This window comes from Empedobacter falsenii, assembly GCF_013488205.1.
GTDB classification, from domain to species: Bacteria; Bacteroidota; Bacteroidia; order Flavobacteriales; family Weeksellaceae; genus Empedobacter; species Empedobacter falsenii_C.
Genome location: NZ_CP040908.1, coordinates 2176290 through 2199062, shown reverse-complemented (window position 1 = coordinate 2199062; position 22773 = coordinate 2176290). Strand labels below are relative to the sequence as shown.

24 protein-coding genes are annotated in these 22773 nt (G+C 29.8%); 15 read left to right on the top strand and 9 right to left on the bottom strand.

What is annotated here, in order from left to right:
* Positions 1 to 183: 183 nt before the first annotated feature.
* The 3 genes from FH779_RS10215 to arfB are packed head-to-tail and all read left to right on the top strand — an operon-like array spanning position 184 to position 2712.
* Positions 184 to 1137 (top strand): aldo/keto reductase, encoded by a 954-nt coding sequence (locus FH779_RS10215; RefSeq protein ID WP_180904594.1) that lies wholly within the window; start codon positions 184 to 186, stop codon positions 1135 to 1137.
* 16 nt (positions 1138 to 1153) lie between these two features.
* Positions 1154 to 2320 (top strand): MFS transporter, encoded by a 1167-nt coding sequence (locus FH779_RS10210; RefSeq protein WP_244957945.1) that lies wholly within the window; start codon positions 1154 to 1156, stop codon positions 2318 to 2320.
* Positions 2320 to 2712: an alternative ribosome rescue aminoacyl-tRNA hydrolase ArfB gene (arfB, locus tag FH779_RS10205; RefSeq protein WP_180904592.1), complete on the top strand. Its 393-nt coding sequence runs from the start codon at positions 2320 to 2322 to the stop codon at positions 2710 to 2712. Before FH779_RS10210 ends, arfB begins: the two co-directional genes overlap by 1 nt.
* Before the next feature lie 5 nt (positions 2713 to 2717).
* On the opposite strand, the gene FH779_RS10200 is transcribed toward arfB, so the two are convergent.
* The gene (locus tag FH779_RS10200; RefSeq protein ID WP_115000878.1) at positions 2718 to 2987 is read right to left on the bottom strand and encodes a DUF1294 domain-containing protein; all 270 of its coding nucleotides are present in this window, start codon (positions 2985 to 2987) and stop codon (positions 2718 to 2720) included.
* Positions 2988 to 3133: 146 nt separating this feature from the next.
* Between FH779_RS10200 and FH779_RS10195 the strand changes: the two genes are divergently transcribed.
* From FH779_RS10195 to FH779_RS10160, 8 genes are all read left to right on the top strand, one after another.
* Complete coding sequence (locus FH779_RS10195; protein ID WP_180904591.1) at positions 3134 to 3853, top strand: 3-ketoacyl-ACP reductase; 720 nt, start codon at positions 3134 to 3136, stop codon at positions 3851 to 3853.
* Positions 3854 to 3973: 120 nt separating this feature from the next.
* Positions 3974 to 4606 (top strand): hypothetical protein, encoded by a 633-nt coding sequence (locus FH779_RS10190; RefSeq protein ID WP_180904590.1) that lies wholly within the window; start codon positions 3974 to 3976, stop codon positions 4604 to 4606.
* A 9-nt stretch (positions 4607 to 4615) separates the two neighbouring features.
* The gene (locus FH779_RS10185) at positions 4616 to 4915 is read left to right on the top strand and encodes a winged helix-turn-helix domain-containing protein (RefSeq protein ID WP_180904589.1); all 300 of its coding nucleotides are present in this window, start codon (positions 4616 to 4618) and stop codon (positions 4913 to 4915) included.
* 64 nt (positions 4916 to 4979) lie between these two features.
* Complete coding sequence (gene creD / locus FH779_RS10180; RefSeq protein ID WP_180904588.1) at positions 4980 to 6383, top strand: cell envelope integrity protein CreD; 1404 nt, start codon at positions 4980 to 4982, stop codon at positions 6381 to 6383.
* The gene (locus tag FH779_RS10175) at positions 6365 to 6964 is read left to right on the top strand and encodes a hypothetical protein (protein ID WP_180904587.1); all 600 of its coding nucleotides are present in this window, start codon (positions 6365 to 6367) and stop codon (positions 6962 to 6964) included. The genes creD and FH779_RS10175 overlap by 19 nt, the downstream gene beginning before the upstream one ends.
* Positions 6965 to 6976: 12 nt before the next feature.
* Positions 6977 to 7177 carry a hypothetical protein gene (locus FH779_RS10170; protein WP_180904586.1) on the top strand — a complete coding sequence of 67 codons (201 nt, stop codon included), beginning with the start codon at positions 6977 to 6979 and terminating at the stop codon, positions 7175 to 7177.
* A 221-nt stretch (positions 7178 to 7398) separates the two neighbouring features.
* A complete protein-coding gene (brnQ, locus tag FH779_RS10165; protein ID WP_180904585.1) occupies positions 7399 to 8688 on the top strand; it encodes a branched-chain amino acid transport system II carrier protein in 1290 nt (429 codons plus the stop codon).
* Between the two features lie 273 nt (positions 8689 to 8961).
* Positions 8962 to 9300, top strand: coding sequence for a cysteine-rich CWC family protein (locus FH779_RS10160; protein WP_180904584.1), 339 nt, complete (start codon positions 8962 to 8964; stop codon positions 9298 to 9300).
* Positions 9301 to 9592: 292 nt separating this feature from the next.
* Here the strand turns inward: FH779_RS10160 and FH779_RS10155 are convergent, their stop codons facing one another.
* A complete protein-coding gene (locus FH779_RS10155) occupies positions 9593 to 10363 on the bottom strand; it encodes a hypothetical protein (RefSeq protein ID WP_180904583.1) in 771 nt (256 codons plus the stop codon).
* Between the two features lie 183 nt (positions 10364 to 10546).
* Between FH779_RS10155 and FH779_RS10150 the strand changes: the two genes are divergently transcribed.
* The gene (locus FH779_RS10150) at positions 10547 to 11668 is read left to right on the top strand and encodes a redoxin domain-containing protein (protein ID WP_180904582.1); all 1122 of its coding nucleotides are present in this window, start codon (positions 10547 to 10549) and stop codon (positions 11666 to 11668) included.
* A gap of 1 nt (position 11669) precedes the next feature.
* Here FH779_RS10150 and ybaK read toward each other — a convergent pair whose 3' ends face one another.
* Positions 11670 to 12161 carry a Cys-tRNA(Pro) deacylase gene (gene ybaK, locus FH779_RS10145; RefSeq protein ID WP_180904581.1) on the bottom strand — a complete coding sequence of 164 codons (492 nt, stop codon included), beginning with the start codon at positions 12159 to 12161 and terminating at the stop codon, positions 11670 to 11672.
* Between the two features lie 301 nt (positions 12162 to 12462).
* Between ybaK and tyrS the strand changes: the two genes are divergently transcribed.
* On the top strand, positions 12463 to 13665 hold the full coding sequence (gene tyrS / locus FH779_RS10140; protein WP_180904580.1) for a tyrosine--tRNA ligase: 1203 nt from the start codon (positions 12463 to 12465) through the stop codon (positions 13663 to 13665).
* Between the two features lie 42 nt (positions 13666 to 13707).
* Here the strand turns inward: tyrS and FH779_RS10135 are convergent, their stop codons facing one another.
* Complete coding sequence (locus FH779_RS10135; RefSeq protein ID WP_180904579.1) at positions 13708 to 14547, bottom strand: GNAT family N-acetyltransferase; 840 nt, start codon at positions 14545 to 14547, stop codon at positions 13708 to 13710.
* Positions 14548 to 15136: 589 nt separating this feature from the next.
* Here FH779_RS10135 and FH779_RS10130 point away from each other — a divergent pair.
* Both FH779_RS10130 and FH779_RS10125 read left to right on the top strand, forming a co-directional pair.
* On the top strand, positions 15137 to 16462 hold the full coding sequence (locus FH779_RS10130) for a DcaP family trimeric outer membrane transporter (RefSeq protein WP_180904578.1): 1326 nt from the start codon (positions 15137 to 15139) through the stop codon (positions 16460 to 16462).
* Positions 16463 to 16477: 15 nt separating this feature from the next.
* Positions 16478 to 17860: an MFS transporter gene (locus FH779_RS10125; protein ID WP_180904577.1), complete on the top strand. Its 1383-nt coding sequence runs from the start codon at positions 16478 to 16480 to the stop codon at positions 17858 to 17860.
* Positions 17861 to 17987: 127 nt separating this feature from the next.
* Here FH779_RS10125 and FH779_RS10120 read toward each other — a convergent pair whose 3' ends face one another.
* From FH779_RS10120 to FH779_RS10100, 5 genes are all read right to left on the bottom strand, one after another.
* Complete coding sequence (locus FH779_RS10120; protein ID WP_019975917.1) at positions 17988 to 18275, bottom strand: HU family DNA-binding protein; 288 nt, start codon at positions 18273 to 18275, stop codon at positions 17988 to 17990.
* A 132-nt stretch (positions 18276 to 18407) separates the two neighbouring features.
* Positions 18408 to 19349, bottom strand: coding sequence for a methionyl-tRNA formyltransferase (fmt, locus tag FH779_RS10115; RefSeq protein WP_244957944.1), 942 nt, complete (start codon positions 19347 to 19349; stop codon positions 18408 to 18410).
* Between the two features lie 2 nt (positions 19350 to 19351).
* Entirely contained in the window at positions 19352 to 21214 is a 1863-nt protein-coding gene (locus FH779_RS10110; RefSeq protein WP_180904576.1) for a RecQ family ATP-dependent DNA helicase, read from the bottom strand.
* A gap of 166 nt (positions 21215 to 21380) precedes the next feature.
* Entirely contained in the window at positions 21381 to 21662 is a 282-nt protein-coding gene (locus FH779_RS10105; protein WP_135836558.1) for a hypothetical protein, read from the bottom strand.
* A 71-nt stretch (positions 21663 to 21733) separates the two neighbouring features.
* Positions 21734 to 22735, bottom strand: coding sequence for a hypothetical protein (locus FH779_RS10100; RefSeq protein WP_180904575.1), 1002 nt, complete (start codon positions 22733 to 22735; stop codon positions 21734 to 21736).
* Between the last annotated feature and the right edge of the window lie 38 nt (positions 22736 to 22773).

Here is a 22773-nt window from a genome sequence, read left to right as displayed (position 1 = left end):
ATATTATTCAGTATATATATTTGCAGTATCGATTTCAAACTAAGTATTAAACTTTGATGCTTTGTTTTCTAAACCTATGAAGACACCATAAAGTATCTTAAAAGTTACATTTTTCGACGTGTGAGTCAAAAAATTTTACAACAAGAAGCTACTGCAAAGTAGCTTTTTTTTATCTTTATACCCATGAAAAATGTACAATTAGGAAATACAGATTTAGAGATAAAACCAATTTTTTTCGGAGGAAATGTTTTTGGTTGGACATTGAATGAAGAAGAATCTTTTCGAATTTTAGATGGATTTTTGGATAGAGGATTTAATGCGATAGACACTGCAAATAACTATTCGTATTGGATTGAAGGCAATGTCGGAACAGAATCTGAGAGAATTATTGGAAATTGGTTAAAATCGAGAGGAGTGAGAGATCAAATCGTTTTGGCAACGAAAGTTGGTGGACGAAATATGATTCAAGATAAGCCAAATACTACAAAAGCTCATATCTTAAAAGAAGTAGAAGAATCACTTATCCGTTTACAAACAGATTATATCGACTTGTATCAAACACATTATGATGATATAAATACACCTGTTGAAGAAACTTTATCGGCTTATAATCAATTGATAAAAGAAGGGAAAGTGAGATATATTGGTGCGTCTAATTTTTCTTCAGAACGATTGATTGAATCGTTGGATAAATCAGAACTTTACAATTTACCGCAATACAAAACTTTACAACCTGAATATAATTTGTATGATCGTCAGCATTTTGAAGAATTTTTGCAGCCTGTTGCAGAGAAATATAATTTAGCTGTTATTCCTTATTACAGTTTAGCGAGTGGTTTTTTATCAGGTAAATATAAAACTGAAGAAGATTTACAACAAAGTTTGCGCGGGCAAGGAATCAAAAAATATTTGAACGAAAGAGGATTTAAAATTTTGGACGCTTTACAAACTATTTCTACACGATATAATATTTCTTATTCGGCAGTTGCTTTGGCTTGGTTAATGGATCAGAAAACAGTTGTAGCTCCTATTGCGAGTGCAACTAAGGAACAACATCTTGATGCTTTTGTAGAAGCAGTAAATGTACAATTATCTCATGATGATGTGAAACTTTTGACCGAAGCAAGCGAATATTAGAATGGAAAATTTACAAATGAAACCCAGATTAACTCCAATCATTTTATGGATAATGATTATTGGAAGTGGTTTGGTTGTGGCGAATAATTATTACAATCAGCCCTTATTGTCATTAATTGCAAAAGACTTTAATGTTTCCGAAAGTAAAGTATCTAATATTGCAATGCTAACACAAATAGGTTATGCGTGTGGATTGTTATTTATTATTCCTTTAGGAGATTTATTGAAACGAAAACGAATGATTTTAATCGATTTTGTTTTTATAATTGCAGCTCTTTTGGGAATGTATTTCGCACCATCCGTAAGTTGGCTTTTTCCATTAAGTTTTCTAATCGGTTTCACCTCAGTTATTCCGCAAGTTTTTGTGCCAATGGCATCTGAATTAGCAGAACCTCAAAAAAAAGCACAAGCTGTCGGAATGGTTATGAGTGGTTTGCTTGTTGGTATTCTACTTTCTCGCGTTTTTAGTGGCTTTATTGGCGAATATTTAGGATGGCGAGAAGTTTATTTGATAGGTGCAATTTTAATGTTTGTACTATGGATATTCATCTATATATTTTTACCAGAAATACAGCCAAATTTCAAAGGAACTTATGGTAATTTGATGAAATCGATTGTAGATTTAGTAAAGACTCAACCACAATTAAGATTAGCTTCTTTTCGCGGAGCTACAGGTTTTGCAGCATTTAGTGCATTTTGGACAACATTGGTTTTTCACTTAGAAGAAGCACCTTTTTTTGTTGGAAGCGATGTCGCTGGAGCATTTGGATTAATTGGTGCAGTAGGAGCATTGGCAGCAGCGTTAGTTGGTAGAGTTTCAAAAGTTTTGTCGACCTCAAAAATTATCCTTTACTCCATCATCATTATGTTAATTTCTTGGGGATTTTTCTATGAATTTGGTTATACATATTGGGGATTAATTGTAGGCGTAATTTTAATCGATTTAGGTTTGCAAGCGATGCACGTTTCCAATCAAACCATTATTTTTGGATTAGATGCTAAAGCAGGAAATCGAGTGAATACGGTTTATATGACGAGCTATTTTATTGGTGGATCTTTAGGAACATTTATTGCTGCAAATGCATGGGATAAATTTCAGTGGAATGGAGTGGTTGCTGTTGGCGTATTTTTTACTTTAATTTGTTTGATTTCTCATATTTTATTCAATAAAAATAATAAGTGATGAAAGACTTTTCTTCTGAAATAACATATAAAACAGCACGAAGTAGTGGAGCTGGAGGACAAAATGTAAACAAAGTTGAAACAATGGTTTTAGCAAAATGGAATATTGAATCTTCTCTGTTTTTTTCGGAGGAAGAAAAAGCATTAATTACAGAAAAGCTAAAAAATAAGATTAATTCAGAAGGATTTCTACAAATCAATTCACAAGAATCTCGTTCTCAATTGGACAATAAAGAATCTGCAACAAAGAAAATGTTAGAATTGGTCGAAAAAGCATTGATTATTCCAAAGTTTAGAAAAAAGACTAAACCTACGAAAGCTTCTCAACAAAAAAGATTGAATCAAAAGAAACAACAAGCTGAGAAAAAAGATGCTCGTAGGTTTAAATTTTAGAACAATTAAATTCGATCAACTAAAAAAATTAATATACTACATTGTATTGCTATAATCATTACTATTTTAAAAATAAAAGACTTTTTTCTTGTTTTATGACGATAAATCTGCATTGACATAAGAGAACCTATTGTCCCGCCAATCAAAGTCACAAAACAAAGTGCTAACTCGGAAATACGCCTTTTACCAATAATTGAATTTTTTTTATCTATTTTGAATAAAAAAAAAGAGAGGACGTTGATAAGGAGTAGAGTAAAAAATAAATATTTATCCATTCAGTGTGTAATTAAGGAATAAAAATACTTATAATTAAGTAGATAAAAAATATTTTCACTAGAAATCTATGTTGTTTATCTTTGTACTTCAAAATTATAAAAAATCTTCAAAAAATAAATTGTAAAATTCTAATTATAAAATAATTATGCAAGATTTAAAAGGAAAAAATGCATTAGTCACAGGAGGTAGTAGAGGTTTAGGAAAAGCTGTTGCTTTGGCATTGGCTAAAGAAGGTGTTAATGTAGCTGTGACAGGACGAAATACAAAAACATTAGAAGAAACTGTAGAAGAGATTAAAAGTTTTGGTGTAAAAGCGGATTATTCCATTTTTAATGTAGCCGAAAAAGTTGAAGTGAAAATGCAACTTGAGCGTTTAATTGAGAGTTTTGGAGCGTTTGATATTTTGATTAATAATGCTGGTATAGCGGCTTTCGGAAGTTTTTTGGAAATGCCAGAAAATGATTGGGAAGAGATTGTAAGAACAAATTTATTCGGACCATATTATGTTTCTAAAGCTGTAATTCCTTCGATGGTAGAATTAGGAAGCGGTGATATTATTAATGTTTCGTCTACGGCTGGATTAAAAGGAAACGCAGTTACTTCTGCTTATTCAGCATCAAAAGCGGGATTGATAGGTTTATCAGAATCGTTGATGTTCGAATTAAGAAAGAAAAACATTCGAGTTACGACCTTAACTCCAAGTACAATTGCATCTGAAATGTCAAAAGATGTATTGAAAATCACAGACGGAGATCCAGAAAAAGTGTTACAACCAGAGGATTTTGCTCAATTAATTGTCGATTTATTAAAACTAGATAAACGTGCAATGTTGGCATCAGCATCTTTGTGGTCTACAAATCCTTAAGAATAATTTGATTCATTATATTTTAAAATCCAATTTCATTTAGAAATTGGATTTTTTTTTGAAAAAATATTTTGTAAAATCATTTTTTATATTAACTATGAATTACAAAGTACTTTTGATATGAGCACAAATAATCCTGTAGAAAGTTTAAACGAAATCAAATCGATGATGCAACGCACCTCAAAATTCACAAGCATTAGTGGATGGAGCGGTGTTTGGGTTGGAGTAGTGGGAATGATTTCTGCTTTTATCGCTTATGTTTTGATTTTACAAGATGCGCTTCAAGTAAATTACAGAGGAACATTGACGCCTATTTTAATGAAAAATTTAGAGATTAAATTATTCATTTTAGGAATTGTAACTTTAATAATTGCTTGTATTGGAGGTTTCTTTTTTATGACTAAAAAATCGGCAAAAGACGGCGTTAAATTTATAAATCCAGTTACAAAACGAATATTGCGTAAATTTCTTTTTGTTTTAATCGTTGGAGGATTAGTAAGTTTAATCTTTATCAATAATTTTAGTTTTGCTTATGTAGCTCCAGCAACGCTTTTATTTTACGGTTTGGCGCTTTATACGGTGGAACGTGATACGATTGTTGAGATAAAATATTTGGCAATGTGTGAAATATTTTTAGGATTATTGGCTTTCTATTTTATTTTCAATGGTTTATTATTTTGGTTTATCGGTTTCGGTCTTTTGCATTTGATTTTTGGAGTTTGGATGGTGCGAAAATATGATTACAAAGCTTAAATTTGCAACATGGATTTTAATCTTAATAAATTAAACAAAGTCTTTGATAATCGTATTCGTGTAGGAATTATGAGTGCTTTGATCATGAATGAAGAAATTTCTTTTAAGGATTTGAAAGACTTTTTGGATTTGACTGATGGTAACTTGGCTTCACACTTAAAAAACCTAGAAGAAAACGATTATATTACTGTGCACAAAGGATTTATAGGTCGTAAAACGAATACAACTTATTCGATAACAGCACTTGGAAAACAAGCTTTTCAGGAGCATTTGAACTATCTTGAAAAATTAATAAAGAATATAAAATAATTTTTTTTGCATTTAAACTTTGAAAAACAAAGTACTTTTTAAAATAAAATTAAAATTCAAACTTATGGAACACAATGATTTAGAAAATGAATATCAAACTGAAAATCAATCAGTTTATTCACAAAACAAAACAATGATAAAAGGATTTTTGGTATGCCTTTTAGTTTTAGGACTTTTAATTCCGATTCCGTTCATATTAAATTTAATAGAAGAACGTCAAGGAAACAAGGACAAGGTAATTACCGAAATTTCTGATAAGTGGAGTGGAAAACAGACAATTTATGGTCCTTTTATCGAGGTTATTTACATGGAAAATGTAAATGACGGGCAAGGAAAAGTTGTGAAACAACAAGTGAAAAAGTATATTTCTGCAAATGATTTGAATATCGATGGAACGATAGATACGCAGTTAAAAAGTCGTAGTATTTATGAAGCTGTTGTTTACAATTCTAAGCTAAATATCAATTCGAAATTTAAGAATTATAGCGATATGCTTGCAGAAATGGAGGTAAGTGCAGAAAATATAGTTTCGACTAAAATTGTTTTCGGAATCTCTGATTCTAAAGGATATGAGAACAAAGTGATTGTACAATCTAACGGCAAAAATTTTCCGTTGAATATGGATAATTCGACTTCTACAATTGATATTCAACCAGAAGTTAGAGCAGAAAATGGAGAATATTCGGAACAAGCGAGTGCCATTAAAAAGGTGATGCCTGTGCAAATGATGTCTCAAAAAATTGATCCTTCTACATTCGATTTTAATCAAGTTTCGATTAACTTGGTAATGAAAGGTTCGCAAATGTTAAATATCATTCCATCGGCGATTAATACAAAAGTTGATTTGACTACAAATTGGAAAGATTTGAAATATGATGGAAATTTTTTACCTAATTCTGATCCCGAAACAAAGAATGGAAAAACCAATGTAAAATGGTCTATTTATCAACAAAATCCTTTGCAAGGACAGATTTGGCAGGACGCTTCTAACTTTTCTGATTATAGTTTTGGCGTTAATTTTTTACAAATGAATGATCATTATGACAAAACATATCGTTCGACAAAATATGCAATTTTGTTCATTGGATTAACGTTTGTAGCGTTTTTCTTTATAGAAAGTCGAAATAATTTTAATATTCATTTGGTACAATATGCCTTAGTTGGATTTGCAATCTGTGTCAATTTTGTATTATTGTTATCGTTGTCAGAATATTTAGGATTTGATATTGCTTACTTTATTTCATCTGGTGCAACCATTTTATTGATAACATTTTTCGTTAATTCTCTCCTAAAATCATTTGGTTTAGCATTCAAAATTACATTAATGTTAATCTTATTATACACATTTATTTACAGTGTTTTACAACTCAAAGAACACGCGTTATTAGTAGGAAGTATAGGGTTGTTTATCATTGTTGCAATCTTAATGTACTATTCAAAAAACATCGAATGGAACAAAACAAAATAACATTTGCACACTTATTTTTAGGGATTTTTGTCATCGGTCTTGTACTGATGGCAATTTCCTTTACGGATATTGTGGTTAAAAATAATGATACAATTTTCAGCTTTTCTATTTTTATTTTAGAGCTTGTGATTTGCTTATTTGCAATGTCATTTTATTTGAAAATTGATAAGATTTCGGAGTTGTTTTTAGGAAAAATTTTCTCCAATTCTGGACAAATATTTGCTTGGACTAACATTACATGGCTTTGTATTTCAGCGGCTTTTGTTTTGGATGAAACAATTATTCGTGGATTTCATGATTTAAGTTTTTATTTGCCGTTTTTAGGTTATTTATTGTTTCTTTTAGTTATAGTCAATTTTTTTGCTGCAATATTCTACACTAATTTTGATGATGAAGAAACGATAGGTTTTAGTTATCTAAATTATTTTTCGATTTTTTTAGCGGTTGTTTTAATGCTATTTTTTAGTTTGATTATAATACTTTTCGCCGTTTTCGGATATCCTTCAATATCAATCTGTTTTATGATGTTTAATATTTATCTCATAAATATTATCGCAAAAATTTTAAAATTAAAAGCTTAATAATTTTCTATTATGAATGTTTACTTCGGAATTATCATCTTATTTATTTTAGTAACGAACATTGTATTTTTGATTATTATAGGTTACATTATTTATGGTGTTGTAAAAAAATATTTTAATAAGAAAACAGCTAATTATTCTATTATTTTTTATGTTTTAGCGATTGTTTATATTTCAATCAATCTATTTTACAAAGACGAATTGCCTCTTTAGATAAAATTTCAAATGAGTTGAGATTTGATGATATCGATGATTAAAACATTCATAATTTATGAAGTTTAAATTTTAATAAATATAAAAATTATTATTCAAAACTGTCAAATTTGTAAATAAGCAGTGTGTTTATCGAATAATTCTACTAAGTTTAGGGCTTCAAAATGCAATTGTAGTAATTTGCAAACCATTTTTTTAGAACAGTTAGAATTATTAAATATATGAAAAGTAAAAAGTTATCCAATATTTTAACGCTTGGATTTGCGTTGTTTGCAATGTTTTTTGGAGCAGGAAATCTTCTATTACCTCCATTAATTGGATTGGAAGTAGGCTCTCATTATTTTGTAGCAATGATTGCATTTGGATTAACTGGAATTTTATTGCCATTTACTGGAATTTTATCTGTTGTTTTTTCGGGTGATAATTTTAATGATTTAGGGCATCGTGTAAACAAACATTTGGCGGCTATTTTAGGTACAATTATTATGATTTGTATTGGACCGTTAATTGCGATTCCACGTACTGCGGCAACAACATTCGAAGTGGGATTAAAGCCATTTTTTCCAACATTAGATCCAATATGGGGATCATTAATTTTTTTCGTTATAACATTAGGTTTAGCGATTCGTCCATCAAAGGTTGTAGATGTTATCGGGAATTATTTAACTCCAGTTTTGTTGATTTTATTGGCATTGTTAATTATAATCGGAATTATACATCCAACTGCTGACTTTTTGCCTTCAGATTTAACGATGATGCAATCTTTTTCGAAAGGTTTTATAGAAGGTTATCAAACATTAGATGTTTTAGCTTCTGTTATATTTGCAGGAATTATTATTTCAGCTGCACGAGATAAAGGATATACAGATACCAAAAGTAAATCTCAAATTGTAATCATATCAGGATTATTGTCTACGACTTGTTTGTTATTTGTTTATGGTGGATTGATTTATTTGGGAGCTACTTCTGGAATCACAAATCCAGAAATTTCTCGTGCCGAATTATTAATAGAAATTTCTCGAAATACATTAGGGCAATATGGTTTAATTGCAATTGCTCTATGTATGGCGTTTGCTTGTCTTACCACTTCAATCGCATTAACATCAGCGGTAGGTACATTTTTCGGACGTTTAACAAACGGGAAAGTAAGCTACACTGTTTTAGTGGTTTTATGTACAATAATTTCGTTTGGTTTATCGATAAAAGGTGTAGACGAAATTATTAATTTTGCATATCCACCTTTGGCTTTCGTATATCCAATTACAATCACGTTAGTTATTTATATAGTGTTGTTTGGAAAAACAATTAAAAGTAAAACACCTTATATTTTTGCATTAATTGCGTCTACAATCATTGCAATTTTAGGATTATTAAAATTATTAGGAAAGTTAGATGAATCGACAATAGAAAATCTGAACAAAATTCCATTTTTCGAATACGATTTAGGTTGGATTGCTCCATCGATTATCGGTTTTGTGATTGGTTTACTGATTGATAGATTAAAAAAATAAAAATCCTCGGAAAATTATTCCGAGGATTTTAACCAATCAAAACTACTATAAAAACACTAATTGAATAATGATAATGTCTATCTTTTATTCTTTTACAAATTTCTTAAAGTTTTGACTTTAAATCAATTATTCTTAAATGATTTCTTTTATGTCTAGATAGAATTAATTTATAACTATTTATTTATGATGGTTATAGAGAATTTCAATGAGATGATTTAAGATAAGTTTATGAATTTTTCGTATTTTCAAAAATCAAATAAATAATCCGAAAAAATGATCGAAAATTGTTCGCGTTGTAACGAAACAATGGAGTGTAAGGTAGATGACATTGCGAATTGTGCTTGTACTACAATTGTTATAAAAGACGAAATAAAAGAGTTTTTAAAGAAGACGAATTACAAATGTTTGTGCAATTCTTGTATAGAAAAACTGAATTATTTTGTAGAACTAGATCAACAATATCCACATCCAACAATGCCTTCGGAATTTGTTCCTCATATACATTATTATATCGAAAACGGGTATTGGGTTTTTACAGAATTTTTCCATTATCAGAAAGGAAAATGTTGCAAAAATGGTTGCAGACATTGCGCTTATGGTTATAAGAAATAAAAAATGGTTCAACTTGCATTGAACCACTAACCAACCTAAAAATACTATAAAAAAAACTCTATTTGATTAAGGATATTCTTCTTCAGAAAATCAACTTCATTATCCTTAACAACTATGAATAAATTATTTATAGTACAAAGGTAGGTGAATTTCTTAATTTGATAAATAAATTAATATTTATTTTTTTATACTCAGATAGATAGGATTTATATTAATGTTAATAAAATATTAAATCTACCTATTTATGAGTATTCTATAAAAAATCAATACTATATTTTCGAATGTTGTAATTCTAAGAAAAATATTGCATTATTTTTTTTGAAATTGTTTCAGCAGTTTTTTTATCGTCAGTTTCTTCCAAAGTTGTGACATAATCCTCCAAGAAACTTTTGATTTCTTGTTGATTAGAACCTTCAAAATTAGCTAAATAATCTTCAAATTCGATATTACCTAAAACACGATCAAAATAAACTTTGGCTTCATCATATTTTTTCATGCTCACCAACAAAGGCGCAATGCTATGACTGATATAAAACTCGTTTACAGCAGCTTGTTCAGCATTTTCTTCTTTTTTGAAATGTGCAGAATTTAAGTAATTATTATAAGCTTCCACAGCTTTTTCATTTTCTCCTAAAACCTCGTAACAACGTGCTTTGAAGAATTTAATTTCGTAAAATTCGTCTTCATTCAGTTTATTGAAAAACGTAATACTTTCTTTCGGATTTGAATAAAATTTTCGGTATCCAATAATAAAATCCTCTACAAATTCTGTATCCGTCTGTTCGATCGCGAAATTCAATAAGTTTTGAGATTGCTCTTCTGTTAATTGTCCAATAAAAGCTTCCCAATAATTCACCAAAGTATTGAAATCATACGCCAAATCTTCCACAAAAATTTGTGCAGCAATTCGTAGAAATTTATCTCCCAATTGATTGATTATTTCATGGTCTTCATCAGAAAAATCAGTCGAATTATACAATAAGTTTTCGATAATTTCTGACGCTTTATCTTCTGAATAATTATTATTTAATTGTTTCAAAGCATTGCTAACATTGAATTCCATTTGTGTAATTTTTAAATTAAAATCAACGCAAAGATAACTGATTTACTGCGAAAAAGACTCGATAATTTCAAAAGTTAATCGTCAATTCTAATGAGAATTTAATGAATAGTTTTTTTGAGAAAGTAGAATTTTAGTTATCTTGTGGTAGTTTTTATATATTAGTTTATTTAAAATAAACATTTTATGTTACGAATCTATTCGATAGTGTTAATTATATGCGGTTTTTGTTTTACAAAAGCTCAAAATTTGAATGTTGGTGCTCAGTTTCCGATTAATAAAATTGAAAGTATCAATCAATCTTCAAACTTGAAAATTATTGTATTTACGCCAAGTTTATACAAAACGAATCCGTATGCGAGCATGATGACAACATCGCTGAATTATTATTTTGTGAAGAATTTGGCATTTTCGTCTCAAAATTCTCCAAAAATTGATGTGATTTATATCGTAAATGAAGATGATAAATGGAGTAAAGAACCGCAACAAGCGTTTGCTTTTAGCGAAACTTCGAATCAAAATAAGTTAGATGGAACAAAAGTATTTTATGATGAATCTGGAAAAATCTATAATGCAATTGGTTTGAAACCTTTTAAGCAAAATTCAATTTCGAATATAATTCCAACTTCTAATTCTAACAATGTTTTAGTAGAGAGTTCGATTCTTTTTTTAGTGGATAAAAACAATAAAATTTTGATGCGAGACAATGATTATCGTGCGCAAGGCGAACATCTGAAACCTTTGGAAAGATTGATAAAAAGAACGTCTAAAACTGATAATATAGAAGTAAATGTTACTCAAAATAAAACCTTGAAAGTTGGTGATAAAGCACCAGATTTTATCTTGAATGGACCAAATTATGATAGTAATTCAACGGAAAAATTATTAGATGATAAATCAACTTTTAAAGTTTTAACGTTTTATCCAGCGGCGTTTAGTGGACAAATTTTACCAGATTTTACTTCGATTGATACCAAAGCTGCAATGACTTGTGCTGCTCAAATTCAGTTGATTGATCATAATCCTTTGTTACAAAATGTGAAAAATTATGCGATTTCTAGTTCTACAAATCCGTTGTTAGAATTATGGAAATCAGCTTTGCGAACAAATAATATGACATATTTGAATGATGAGAATTATACAATTTCGTTGATGTATAATTCGTATAATCGTTTAGGTTACAACAATAGAGCGACTTATGTGATTGATAAAAATGGAATTATAGTGTATGCAAATCCAGATTTGACGTTTGAAGATGAAGCAAAATTTCCAACTATTTTAGAAAAAATTATTCTGAATAATAAATAAATTATGAATCAAATTGTGTAATATCTTCAAATTTAGCCTCAATTAAATTTTTTAAATCTTCGGGATTTAGAATAATTTGTAAACCTCTTTTTCCTGCACTAATACAAATCTGATCTTGCAAAATTGCCAGTTCTTCTATATAAGTAGGAAATTGCTTTTTCATTCCGATAGGTGAGCAACCGCCACGAATATAACCTGTAACATTGAGTAAATCTTTCAACGGAAGCATTTCGCAGTTTTTATTTCCAGAAACTTTAGCAAATTTTTTCATATCAAGATGCGTGTTCGCAGGAATTACGGCAACTAAAAATGGTTCTACATTTCCTTTCAAAACCAAAGTTTTATAAATTCCTTCTGGATTTACGCTCAATGAATTTGCAACATGCAAAGCATCAATATGTTCTTCATCAACTTCATATTCGCGTAATTCGTATGAAATATTGTTTGTGTCTAAAATTCGGACTGCATTTGTTTTAGCAGTTTTATTGCTCATTCTATAATAATTTACACAAAGTTATTACGAAAAACTTTTATAAAGGATTTTTCTATAGAATTATTGATTAAGATAATTTTTTGAACGAAAATTTCTATTCTCAAAACTATTCTTACCTTTGCATTACAAATGAAGTTTTTGCAACACATATTACGTTTACCATTTTTTAGCACTTATTATCGTACAATATTTGCTCGGGTAGACTATGTGTATACTTCGTATTAATTTTGTACGTCAAAAATTTAATCATAATCTACAAGCCCGAGCAGTTTTGCTCGGGCTTTTTTTATTTAAAAAAATCATGGAAAATCTAAAAAGTTTAAAAGAAAATGTAGCTATTTTTTTACCAGAAAATGGATTGGAAGAAAAATTAAAATTAGCTGAAAAAGAAAACCGATCATTGCGAATCAAATTAGGTTTTGATCCTACCGCACCCGATTTGCATCTTGGTCATGCCGTTGTATTGAAGAAATTGAAAGAATTCCAAGATTTAGGACATCAAATTGTCATTTTGGTTGGTAGTTTTACAGCTCAAATTGGTGATCCGACAGGAAAAAACAAAAGTCGTCAACCGCTGAATGTAGATCAAGTACAGAAAAATGCAGAAACTTATATCAATCAATTGTCAAAAATTATTGATGTGAATAAAGCTGAAATTGTATTTAATTCGGATTGGTTAGATCATTTGCCTTTTTCAGATGTTATTCAGTTGTTGTCAAAAGTTACTGTTGCACAATTAATGCATCGAAATGATTTTAATAAACGTTTCACAGAAAATACGCCGATTGCAATGCACGAATTGGTTTATCCAATTTTACAAGCTTATGATTCTGTTCAAATAAATGCAGATATTGAAATGGGAGGAACTGATCAATTATTTAATTGTACAATGGGACGCCAATTGCAAGAAACGAATGGAGAAGCTGCTCAGATTGTGATGTGTATGCCACTTTTGAGAGGAACAGATGGAAAAGAAAAGATGAGTAAATCACTGAATAATATTATTGGTTTGACGGATGAGCCTAATGAAATGTTTGGGAAAACGATGTCTATTCCAGATGATTTATTAGAAGAATACATTGCGTTAGCAACTGATTTTTCTATTGAAGAAAAAACAAATCTGAATGAACGATTAAAAACAGATAATCCAATGTTAATTAAGAAATTAGTTGCAAAAAATATTATTACTCAATATCACTCTGATAAAGAAGCTGAGAAATCAGAGGAATTTTTTAATAATCAATTTCAGAAAAGAAATGATGAAAATAGAGTTTTTGAATCAATTAAAATTAGTTCTTTAAACTTTGAAAATGATAAAATTACATTGTTAGATGTTTGTCATCAATTAAAGAAAGATTTGTCGAGAAATGCGATTAGACGTTTGATAGAAAGCGGCGCTGTACAAATTAATGGAGAAAAAAAAATGGATGCTTTTGATGATTTTGAATTAAAAACAGAAACTAAAATTAAAATAGGAAAACGAGATTTCTTCGAGTTGAAGTAAATAATAAAATGAAAAAAAGCCTCTAAAACAGAGGCTTTTGATTTATAATTCTTTTTTCATTTCGTATTGTTTGTCGTACAATTCTAATCCCATCGATTGAATAAAATCATTTGTAGAGATTTCTCTTTCGTCAACATTAATCATTTTAATTTCTTTGTTCTTCAAATCGCTGAAAAGAATTGAAGCTAAATAACGATTTCTATAATCGTGATGAACACCAAATTGATAAATACGTGTATTATTTTTGTTGATAATTTTGTAAGCAACTAAAATTCCATCTTCATAAATTCCATTTATTTGACAATCTTCGAGGATATTTTTTACACTTTGAATATCATTTTTCCAAGTAGGTTTTATGTCCCAAAAGTTTTCACTTGTAATCAAATCTAAATCACTAAATTCTACAATTTCATGTAATGGATTTACGACCAAAATAGGAATTCCTTTGTAACTATTTAAAGTTCTTGTTTTTTCAAAACCACAAGCTTCGTAAGCGTTAATTGCAAAATCATTTTTAGTATTTACCTCTAAAAATATGTTTTTCACTTGTTGTTCTTTCAATTTGGGAAAACTAAAATCTAACATTTGTTGTGTTATTTTTTTTCCGCGATGTTCAGGACAAACGCCTGTGCCACCAATATAAGCTGTTTTTACATCATTATAATTTCTAATTCCATAAAGTAAAAAGCCAACTAATTTTCCATCAATACTAGCACCTACAGAATAATCAAGATTGATATCTTCCATTTTTAATTTTCCCTGAAATTGTTCAGTCGAAAGGTTGATAGAAACGTAATAATTTTGATAAGAAAGATTATATAAGGCTGATAATTCTTCCAAATCAACATGAGTTAATGAGTGTATTTCAATGTTTGTTTGCATAGCTGTAATTTGCAAAGCAAAAATAGCCCCAACATTTAAGTTTTTTCTAAAAAAAATCTTAAAAAATTAGTAAAGATTGAATTTTATTTGAAGTATGTAATCCGAATTTGATAAAAATATAATTTATTTAATAATATTGACTGAATAATTATACATAAATTTTAAAAATAGTGTAGAGGATGGTAAATAGAATTAAGAAAACTTCTTTTTTTTATGATTTAACATAAGCTTATTATTGATTATGCTGAAGAAAATTCTGTAATCGATAAATTTGCATACATTTTTAAAACTAAAACTACGAGAGAAGTCTAACTTTCTCCTCATTTGTTGAAACAATTATTCTTCTCTCGATTTTTTTTGAAAAATACTCCTCGAAGAATTCAAGTTAAGTGTATTTCGTACACTAATTAAAATGTCAAATTCTCAAAATTTCTTTCCAAAACTTATTTCAAAATATCTATTTCTCAAAAATTATTTAAAATTTTGATGAATTTAATAAAGCTTTAAAAATTTATTAAAAAATGATTAACGAACATTTGTTAGTTTTTTTCTTTTGATTATTTTAGTCGTTCAAATTATCACAAAAAAAATGAGTAAAAATTTAACAAAATTGGCTTGTCTAGCTATATTTTGCAGCTATAGCTATATCTCTGCTCAACAGAAAACGACAGATAGTGTGGTTGTAGAAAAAGTAGAATTAATACAACCAAAAGAAAACAAAGACAAAGTTGATGTGCAGTTTTATGGATTTATCAGGAATGATATTTTTATGGATACTCGTCAAATGATTGGAGCAGGAGAGGCTTTAGTGCCGCTTTATCCAAAAGATCGTTTATCGGATGTAAACGGTGCTGATATCAATGCAGCTTCTAAATTTCACATGTTGTCAATTGTTTCGAGAGCTGGCGTTAATTTGAAAGGTCCAGAATTACTTGGGGCTAAAACTTCTGGTATTTTAGAGGGAGAATTTTTTGGAGCAACAGAAGGAGGAATCAACGAGTTTCGTTTGCGTCACGCATATGTGATGTTGGATTGGGAGAAAACGCAATTAGGGATTGGACAATATTGGCATCCTTTCGTTGTGTTAGAAGCTTTACCAAATGTTGCAAATTATGGAACTGGTGCGCCTGTTTATGCTTTAAATCGTAATCCTCAAGTTCGTTTAACGCATAAATTTACTGACAAATTTAAAGTTATTGCTGCTTTACATTCTCAAAGAGATTTTACTCCAAATACAGAGCCTTTCCGAAATAGTGGAATGCCAGCGGCTCATCTTCAATTTCAATATAAATCACAAGTTTTTACTGCCGGAATTGGTGCACAATATGAAAACTTGAAACCAAAATTATCTTCAGGAAATCCTCCTGTTAAGTCTAATGAACGAGTTGAAAATGTTTCATTTATGGCTTATTCAAAGTTAAATACAAAACCTTTACAAGTTACTGTTGCTGGATATTTGATGCAAGATGCGTCATCTTTTGTACAACTAGGTGGAATTGTAGGCTATCAAACAAGTCCGACAGCTGTTGAAACATACAAACCGATGAATACACATAGTATGTGGATTGATTTGCAACAAAACTCAACAGGAAAATTTTCGTTCGGATTGTTTGCAGGTTATGTTAGAAATAATGGTGTGAAAAATCCAGTAGAAGGAGCAATTGCATCAACATCTTATGGTGTAACGACAAATTGGGGCGCAATTTCGGCAACTCCAGGTACACGTACTGTAAATTATTTGTACAAAGTAGTTCCTCGTTTAGATCTTACCTTAAGCAAAGCCTTAAAATTTAGATTCGAATATGATCGTAGTACAGCACAATGGGCAGATGCGACGATAAAAGGTACGGGAACCGAAAACAAATATTTAGCAAATAACAATAGATTTCAACTTACAACATTATTTAACTTCTAATATCACACAAAAAACATGAGTACAAATACTTTAGATACTTCGCAAACAGTAGCGAAGAAGGATAATATATTCCAAATTATTTTAGCATCATCTGTCGGAACCTTAATCGAATGGTACGATATGTTCTTGGCAATCATCTTAGCTAGTGTATTATCAACACAATTATTTCCTAACGATGGTTCGTCACATTTCTTAGAAACACTTGCCGTAGTGGTTTCATCATTTATGTTCCGTCCGATTGGATCATTAATTTTTGGAAGTATTGGGGATCGTATTGGTAGAAAATATTCATTCTTAGTTTCTTTAATTATGATGGGAGCAGCAACATTCTTGATTGGTTGTATTCCAACTTTTGATAGTGTAGGTTGGTTTGCTCCTGTTTTATTATTGTTTTGCCGCATTATGCAAGGACTTGCAATTAGTGGAGAATATGCAGGTGCGGTAATTTATGTAGCAGAACATGCGCCAGCAGAAAAGCGAGGATTTTATACAGGATTTATTCAAGCAACTGTTCCAATTGGATTATTATTATGTTTAACAGTTGTTTTCTTAACACAATCATTCTTATCAGAAGAAGCTTTTGCAAGTTTCGGATGGAGAATTCCATTTTTATTTAGTGGAATATTAGTGATTTTGAGTTACTTTATTCGTCAACGTTTACATGAAAGTCCAATTTTCGAACAATTAAAAAAAGAAGGAAAAACATCTAAAACACCAATTAAAGATGCTTTTACAACGCCAGGAAATGTAAAATTGATGTTGAAAGCAATTTTTGGAGGAAATGCTGCTCAAAGTACAATTATGCAAACAACATTATTCGTAACTCTTTTCTTCTTGCAAAGAGCGGTTAATTTACCTTACGAAACAGTTTTAATTGTTGTTTTATGTTCTACATTATTTAGTTCATTTTTCTATCAATGGTTTGGAGCATTAAGTGATAAAATCGGGCGTAAACCAGTTATGTTAGGAGGAATGATTTGTAGTTTTATCTTAATTCCATTATCATTTTTCTTGTACATGAAATTAGGAAATCCAGAAGGATTGAAAGAAGTTCATGATATTTCGAATTTAGCAGTTTTCGGAATTGTCATTGTAAGTTTAATTACTTCAATTGCAGGAGCAGCAACTTACGGACCACTTGGTGCATTTATGTTAGAAATTTTCCCAACTAAAATTCGTTACACAAGTATGGGATTTGCGCAAAATATGGGGAATGGATTTATTGGTGGAGCAACGACTTTTGTCACAGAATTAATCAAAAGTACGATTATCGTTTCGGCAGCTATGTCGCCTTATATTGGATTAGCTTATCCATTGATATTAATCTTTATTGCGATTTTAGTGAATTACTTTACAATTCCAGAAACGTACAAAACAGATTTAACAGAAGATAATTAAATCAATATTAGATAAAATGTAAAAATCCTTCAAGTATTCTTGAAGGATTTTTTTTGAGGAATTAATTAAATTTCAAGGCATAAAAAAATCCACTCAAACGAGTGGATTTTTTATTGTATCAGAAATATTATTTTTTCTTTTTTGTATCAACTGCTCCTGATAATTCAGATCCAGCTTTAAATTTAGCTACTGTTTTAGCAGCAATTTTAATTTCTTTTTTAGTTTGTGGGTTGATACCTGTTCTTGCAGCTCTCTCAGAAGTTGAGAAAGTACCGAATCCTACTAAAGCAACTTTGTCTCCTTTTGCTAAAGCTTTAGTTACATTTTCTGTAAATGAGTTTAAGGCTTTTTTAGCAGCTTCTTTAGAAATTCCAGCGTCAGCTGCAATTGCATCGATAAGTTCTGATTTGTTCATAGTTGTAACTTTTTAAATTAATTTATACACAAATATACTCTTTCCCTTTATTTGTGCAAGTTTCAACGCAATAAATTTCAAGAAAAATGCAAAATTTTATGAAATTTGTGTCAAAAATCAGTAAATAAGTACTTATTTTACGAATAAGGTATCCTCGTTTTGATGTCCATTGATAAAATCTTTGGCTGTCATACGGCGCTTTCCTTCGGGTTGAAGTTCTAAAATTTCGTAAACTCCTTGAGGTAGATTGATATAAAGGTTATTTTTTTGTAAAATTAATTGATAATCTTCTCCATCAACAACAATATCCGTTTTTAGACCAGCATATATTTTTAACGATTTAAAATTTTCGCCATTTCCAAAAGTTGTCCACGCACAAGGGTAAGGAGAAAGTCCTCTAATTTTGTTGTGAATAGCATTGATAGAATCGTTCCAATCTATTTTACAATCTTCTTTAAAGATTTTTGGAGCATGTTTCAATTCTGTTGTTTCGTCTTGTGGATGCGGTTTTAATGAATCATTTTCTAAACCATCCAACGTTTTCACAACTAATTTTGCACCGATATGCATCAATTCATCATGAATTTTTCCTACATTATCATTTTCTCCAATTTCTACTTTATCAGAAATTAAGATATTTCCAGTATCAATTTTTTCATCAATTAAAAAAGTCGTTACTCCAGTCTCCTGATCGCCATTCATCACAGCCCAATTGATAGGCGCTGCACCACGATATTGCGGAAGAAGTGAACCATGTAAATTAAAAGTTCCTTTCGACGGAATGGACCAAACAACTTGTGGCAACATACGAAAAGCTACAACTACAAAAACATCAGCATTCCAGCTTTTTAATGTTTCGATAAAAGCTTCGTCGCGTAATTTTTCTGGTTGAGCCAAAGGCAAATTATGTTCAACTGCATATTTTTTGACATCAGAAATATTCATTTTTTGCCCTCTACCAGACGGTTTATCTGGGACAGTAACAACTCCAACTATTTCGTGATGACTATTTGTATTGATTTCATTCAAAGATGTCGCCGCAAATTCGGGCGTACCCATAAAGACTACTCGCATTTTTATTCTATTAGTTTATAAGAATCGAATCCAATTGGTTGAACTCGCATTTCGTCTATCAAATATTGCAATTCTTCGACGATTTTATCTTTTGGCGAATTTATGAATTTTGAAAGGATTTCGGCTTGCGTTTTTGTACCTTCTTTCAAATATTCAATCAAATCAGATGAATTAAAGCTTTCGTTTTGTTTTTTGGATTGACAAACATCGCATTTACCACAATTTTGATCAGATTTTTGATTAAAATAGCCAAATAACAAACGTTCTCTACAAATAGTATTTTGTTCGGTATAATAAGCCATTGCTTGCAAACGTTTCCAATTATTCACTTGAATTGATTCGAAATCTTTCCACAATTTATTTTTAAACGCATTCGAATCGCGCGGAACAAGAAATCTAAATCGCGCTAAAAATCGATCCGAATAATCAATAGAACCATTTTTTGCATATTCGTGCAAACTATTTCTAATGTCGCCAATACTCATGTGCAATTCGAACGCCATTTTACTTTCCGAAATTTCTCTATTATAAGTATAAATTCCAGGATAATGACGTTGTAAATAATCAAAAATTCGGTTTTCATTCAAATTAATCGAATGTGGTGACGCTAAAATTTGAATGCTACTATTTTGTGAATAATTTTTTTGCTGAATGATTTCTTTCGTATTGAGAAATTCTAAAAATTGAAGAACCATTTTAAGATTTAAACCAAATTTTTCGGCAAATTTTGGAATATCCAACTGATAATTCATTTCCGTTAATTCGCCTTCAGCCAATTGTAATTGACTAAACAAACAATTCCCAATTTTGATAAAATCTTGTTGCGAAGGTAAATTCGCTTTGAAAATATTTTCTGCCTGAATTCGATCATCAGGATTGTACAAATAAATTCCATGTGATTCCTGTTCATCACGTCCAGCGCGACCAACTTCTTGGTAATATGCTTCAATTCCTTGCGGTAAATCGATATGAAAAACGGTACGAACGTTTGGCTTGTCGATTCCCATTCCAAACGCATTTGTCGAAACCATAATTCTCGAATTACTCAACATCCAATTTTTCTGCTTTTGTTCTTTTTCGTCTTTGGTTAATTTGGCGTGAAAAAAATCGGCAGCAAAACCATTTTGATTTAAAAAACTAGCAATTTCATAGGTTAATTTTCGATTTCGAACAAAAATAATACTCGAACCAGGATATTTTTTTAAATAATAAATCAAATCATTTTTCTTATCAGCAGAAAGAAAAACATTGTACGAAAGATTTTCTCTTTTTAAAGAAGATTTAAAAACCTTGGGATTATCTAACTCTAATTTTTCTACAATCTCTTGCTGAATTTTTTCTGTTGCCGTTGCTGTCAATGCTAGGATTGGAACTTTAGGAAGAATAGTTTTTAACCTCGAAATTCGATGATATGCAGGGCGAAAATCGTGTCCCCATTCAGAAACACAATGTGCTTCGTCAACTGCAAGCAAACTAATATTGATTTGTTTCAATCGTTCAACAAAAATTCTACTTTGCAAACGCTCTGGTGAAACATATAGTAATTTGATTTTGTTGTTTTGACAATCGTCCAAAATTTTCCCAATCGTATTTTGATCAATTTCATTGGTGATATATGCCGTCGAAATTCCTTTGGATTGTAAATTTTGAACTTGATCTTTCATCAACGCAATAAGCGGCGAAATGACCAATGTTAAACCATCAAAAATAATCGCTGGAACTTGATAACAGATAGATTTTCCGCCACCAGTAGGCAAAATTGCCAACGTATCTTTCCCTTCCAAAACACTTGAGATGATTTCCTCTTGCGGCGTTTTGAAAGAAGGATAATTCCAATACTTAAAAAGAATTTCTTTTGGTGTCAAATTATAAAGCTTTGTTGTAAATTTAGATAAAATCTGTGATTTTATGTTTAAACTTAAAACTTCATAAGTTAATTATTTTTTAATTGTAAATAATTTTATGTTTTTATAGCAAAGAAATTGAGTAATTTTTGGTTTTTATATTTAATGAGTTTATATCTTTTTTATATTATCCGATAGATATCCCATTATAATAAACATAAATAATTGAAATCAATAAGACTATAGATTCAATGATCCAAATAAATTTTATCGGAATTTTTATACTTATTATAATAAGTTGTTCAATTAATAAAATAAAAAAGAAAATAATTAATCCAAAAAAAGCAATTGTTCCACCCAAGGCATTTCCACCATTATTATCAATAAAAAGATAGTTTATAGACATAAATAAAAGGAAGAGTTCTAAAATACTCAACACAATTAATATTGGTGTAAGTTTAAATTTCATTTTAAAATAGTTTCCAGAAAGTACAAAGCTTTGTTGTAAATTTAGATAAAATCTGTGATTTATTAGAAGAATTAATCGATTATACCCTTTTTGTATTTTACAAAAAGTGAAATTTCATTCACTAATAAAACAATATTAAATCCTAAAAATAAAAGAATTTCCGAACTCATATTGAAGTAAGCCAATTGATCTTGCAAAATCATAAAAGGAACTGCAATTGCGGCTGATAAAAAAATACTGAAAAAAGCAGATTGAATTAGTGTTGCAATGCGAATCATATTTAGTTTTGCAACTTGTGATGGATTAATTATCAGGATAATGGAATTGAAAAAGATAAATGCAATAATTCCTGTATTTATCGATAGAAATGATGATGAATCAAATGATTGAAAGATAGATTTCAAGCTGAAATAAATTCCTTTATCGTAACAAAATTTACAGAAAATAATGAATGATATTAGCGTAACGCTTATGGTAATTACTTTATTAATTCTGCTTTCTTTTGGTGTTGCAACTAATCTTTTTCCGTTGAAAATGGAAGGAATATAGTTTTTGTACTCATCTAAATAATTGTATAACAAAATAATAATGGAAAATCCAGTAAATATGAAAAGTGATAATAGTTGTAAAGCTAAATCTTGCTCAATCAATTTATAATTTAAATCAGATTCATAAACTTCATTTGGAACAAAAATATAAATTCCAATCATCGCAACGACATAGAGTTGATAAGCAATTCCCCAAGCAGGATTTAGGTAAAAAGGCTGATTATAATCTTGGACAATTTCACTGTAACTTTTTTTGTGTTTGAAACTGTTTGATTCTTCATCAAAATTGGTAGAATTTTGAAAAATTATACCAGTAACTGCAATAAAGAATATTGAAGCTATTGCTCCAAAAAATACAAAAGCTGTGAGTTGATCGTCGCAAAAATAATCTGTAATACTTATTAATAGAGGAGTTATAAGGAATAAAATCCATTTTGGACGAAGGTTTACTTGCCAAATTTCTTTGAGAATAATTGTTTGAAATCCCGCAATTGCTAATCCAAAGATTAAGAAAATAAAGGTCATAGAGTAGGTTTGGTTAAAAATACAAAAAGCCAACAAAT

Excerpts from the sequence above, each read along its gene's own strand:
- FH779_RS10215 (WP_180904594.1), top strand. The coding sequence starts at position 184 with ATGAAAAATGTACAATTAGGAAATACAGATTTAGAGATAAAACCAATT.
- FH779_RS10210 (WP_244957945.1), top strand. The coding sequence starts at position 1,154 with ATGAAACCCAGATTAACTCCAATCATTTTATGGATAATGATTATTGGA.
- arfB (WP_180904592.1), top strand. The coding sequence starts at position 2,320 with ATGAAAGACTTTTCTTCTGAAATAACATATAAAACAGCACGAAGTAGT.
- FH779_RS10200 (WP_115000878.1), bottom strand. The coding sequence starts at position 2,987 with ATGGATAAATATTTATTTTTTACTCTACTCCTTATCAACGTCCTCTCT.
- FH779_RS10195 (WP_180904591.1), top strand. The coding sequence starts at position 3,134 with ATGCAAGATTTAAAAGGAAAAAATGCATTAGTCACAGGAGGTAGTAGA.
- FH779_RS10190 (WP_180904590.1), top strand. The coding sequence starts at position 3,974 with ATGAGCACAAATAATCCTGTAGAAAGTTTAAACGAAATCAAATCGATG.
- FH779_RS10185 (WP_180904589.1), top strand. The coding sequence starts at position 4,616 with ATGGATTTTAATCTTAATAAATTAAACAAAGTCTTTGATAATCGTATT.
- creD (WP_180904588.1), top strand. The coding sequence starts at position 4,980 with ATGGAACACAATGATTTAGAAAATGAATATCAAACTGAAAATCAATCA.
- FH779_RS10175 (WP_180904587.1), top strand. The coding sequence starts at position 6,365 with ATGGAACAAAACAAAATAACATTTGCACACTTATTTTTAGGGATTTTT.
- FH779_RS10170 (WP_180904586.1), top strand. The coding sequence starts at position 6,977 with ATGAATGTTTACTTCGGAATTATCATCTTATTTATTTTAGTAACGAAC.
- brnQ (WP_180904585.1), top strand. The coding sequence starts at position 7,399 with ATGAAAAGTAAAAAGTTATCCAATATTTTAACGCTTGGATTTGCGTTG.
- FH779_RS10160 (WP_180904584.1), top strand. The coding sequence starts at position 8,962 with ATGATCGAAAATTGTTCGCGTTGTAACGAAACAATGGAGTGTAAGGTA.
- FH779_RS10155 (WP_180904583.1), bottom strand. The coding sequence starts at position 10,363 with ATGGAATTCAATGTTAGCAATGCTTTGAAACAATTAAATAATAATTAT.
- FH779_RS10150 (WP_180904582.1), top strand. The coding sequence starts at position 10,547 with ATGTTACGAATCTATTCGATAGTGTTAATTATATGCGGTTTTTGTTTT.
- ybaK (WP_180904581.1), bottom strand. The coding sequence starts at position 12,161 with ATGAGCAATAAAACTGCTAAAACAAATGCAGTCCGAATTTTAGACACA.
- tyrS (WP_180904580.1), top strand. The coding sequence starts at position 12,463 with ATGGAAAATCTAAAAAGTTTAAAAGAAAATGTAGCTATTTTTTTACCA.
- FH779_RS10135 (WP_180904579.1), bottom strand. The coding sequence starts at position 14,547 with ATGCAAACAAACATTGAAATACACTCATTAACTCATGTTGATTTGGAA.
- FH779_RS10130 (WP_180904578.1), top strand. The coding sequence starts at position 15,137 with ATGAGTAAAAATTTAACAAAATTGGCTTGTCTAGCTATATTTTGCAGC.
- FH779_RS10125 (WP_180904577.1), top strand. The coding sequence starts at position 16,478 with ATGAGTACAAATACTTTAGATACTTCGCAAACAGTAGCGAAGAAGGAT.
- FH779_RS10120 (WP_019975917.1), bottom strand. The coding sequence starts at position 18,275 with ATGAACAAATCAGAACTTATCGATGCAATTGCAGCTGACGCTGGAATT.
- fmt (WP_244957944.1), bottom strand. The coding sequence starts at position 19,349 with ATGCGAGTAGTCTTTATGGGTACGCCCGAATTTGCGGCGACATCTTTG.
- FH779_RS10105 (WP_135836558.1), bottom strand. The coding sequence starts at position 21,662 with ATGAAATTTAAACTTACACCAATATTAATTGTGTTGAGTATTTTAGAA.
- FH779_RS10100 (WP_180904575.1), bottom strand. The coding sequence starts at position 22,735 with ATGACCTTTATTTTCTTAATCTTTGGATTAGCAATTGCGGGATTTCAA.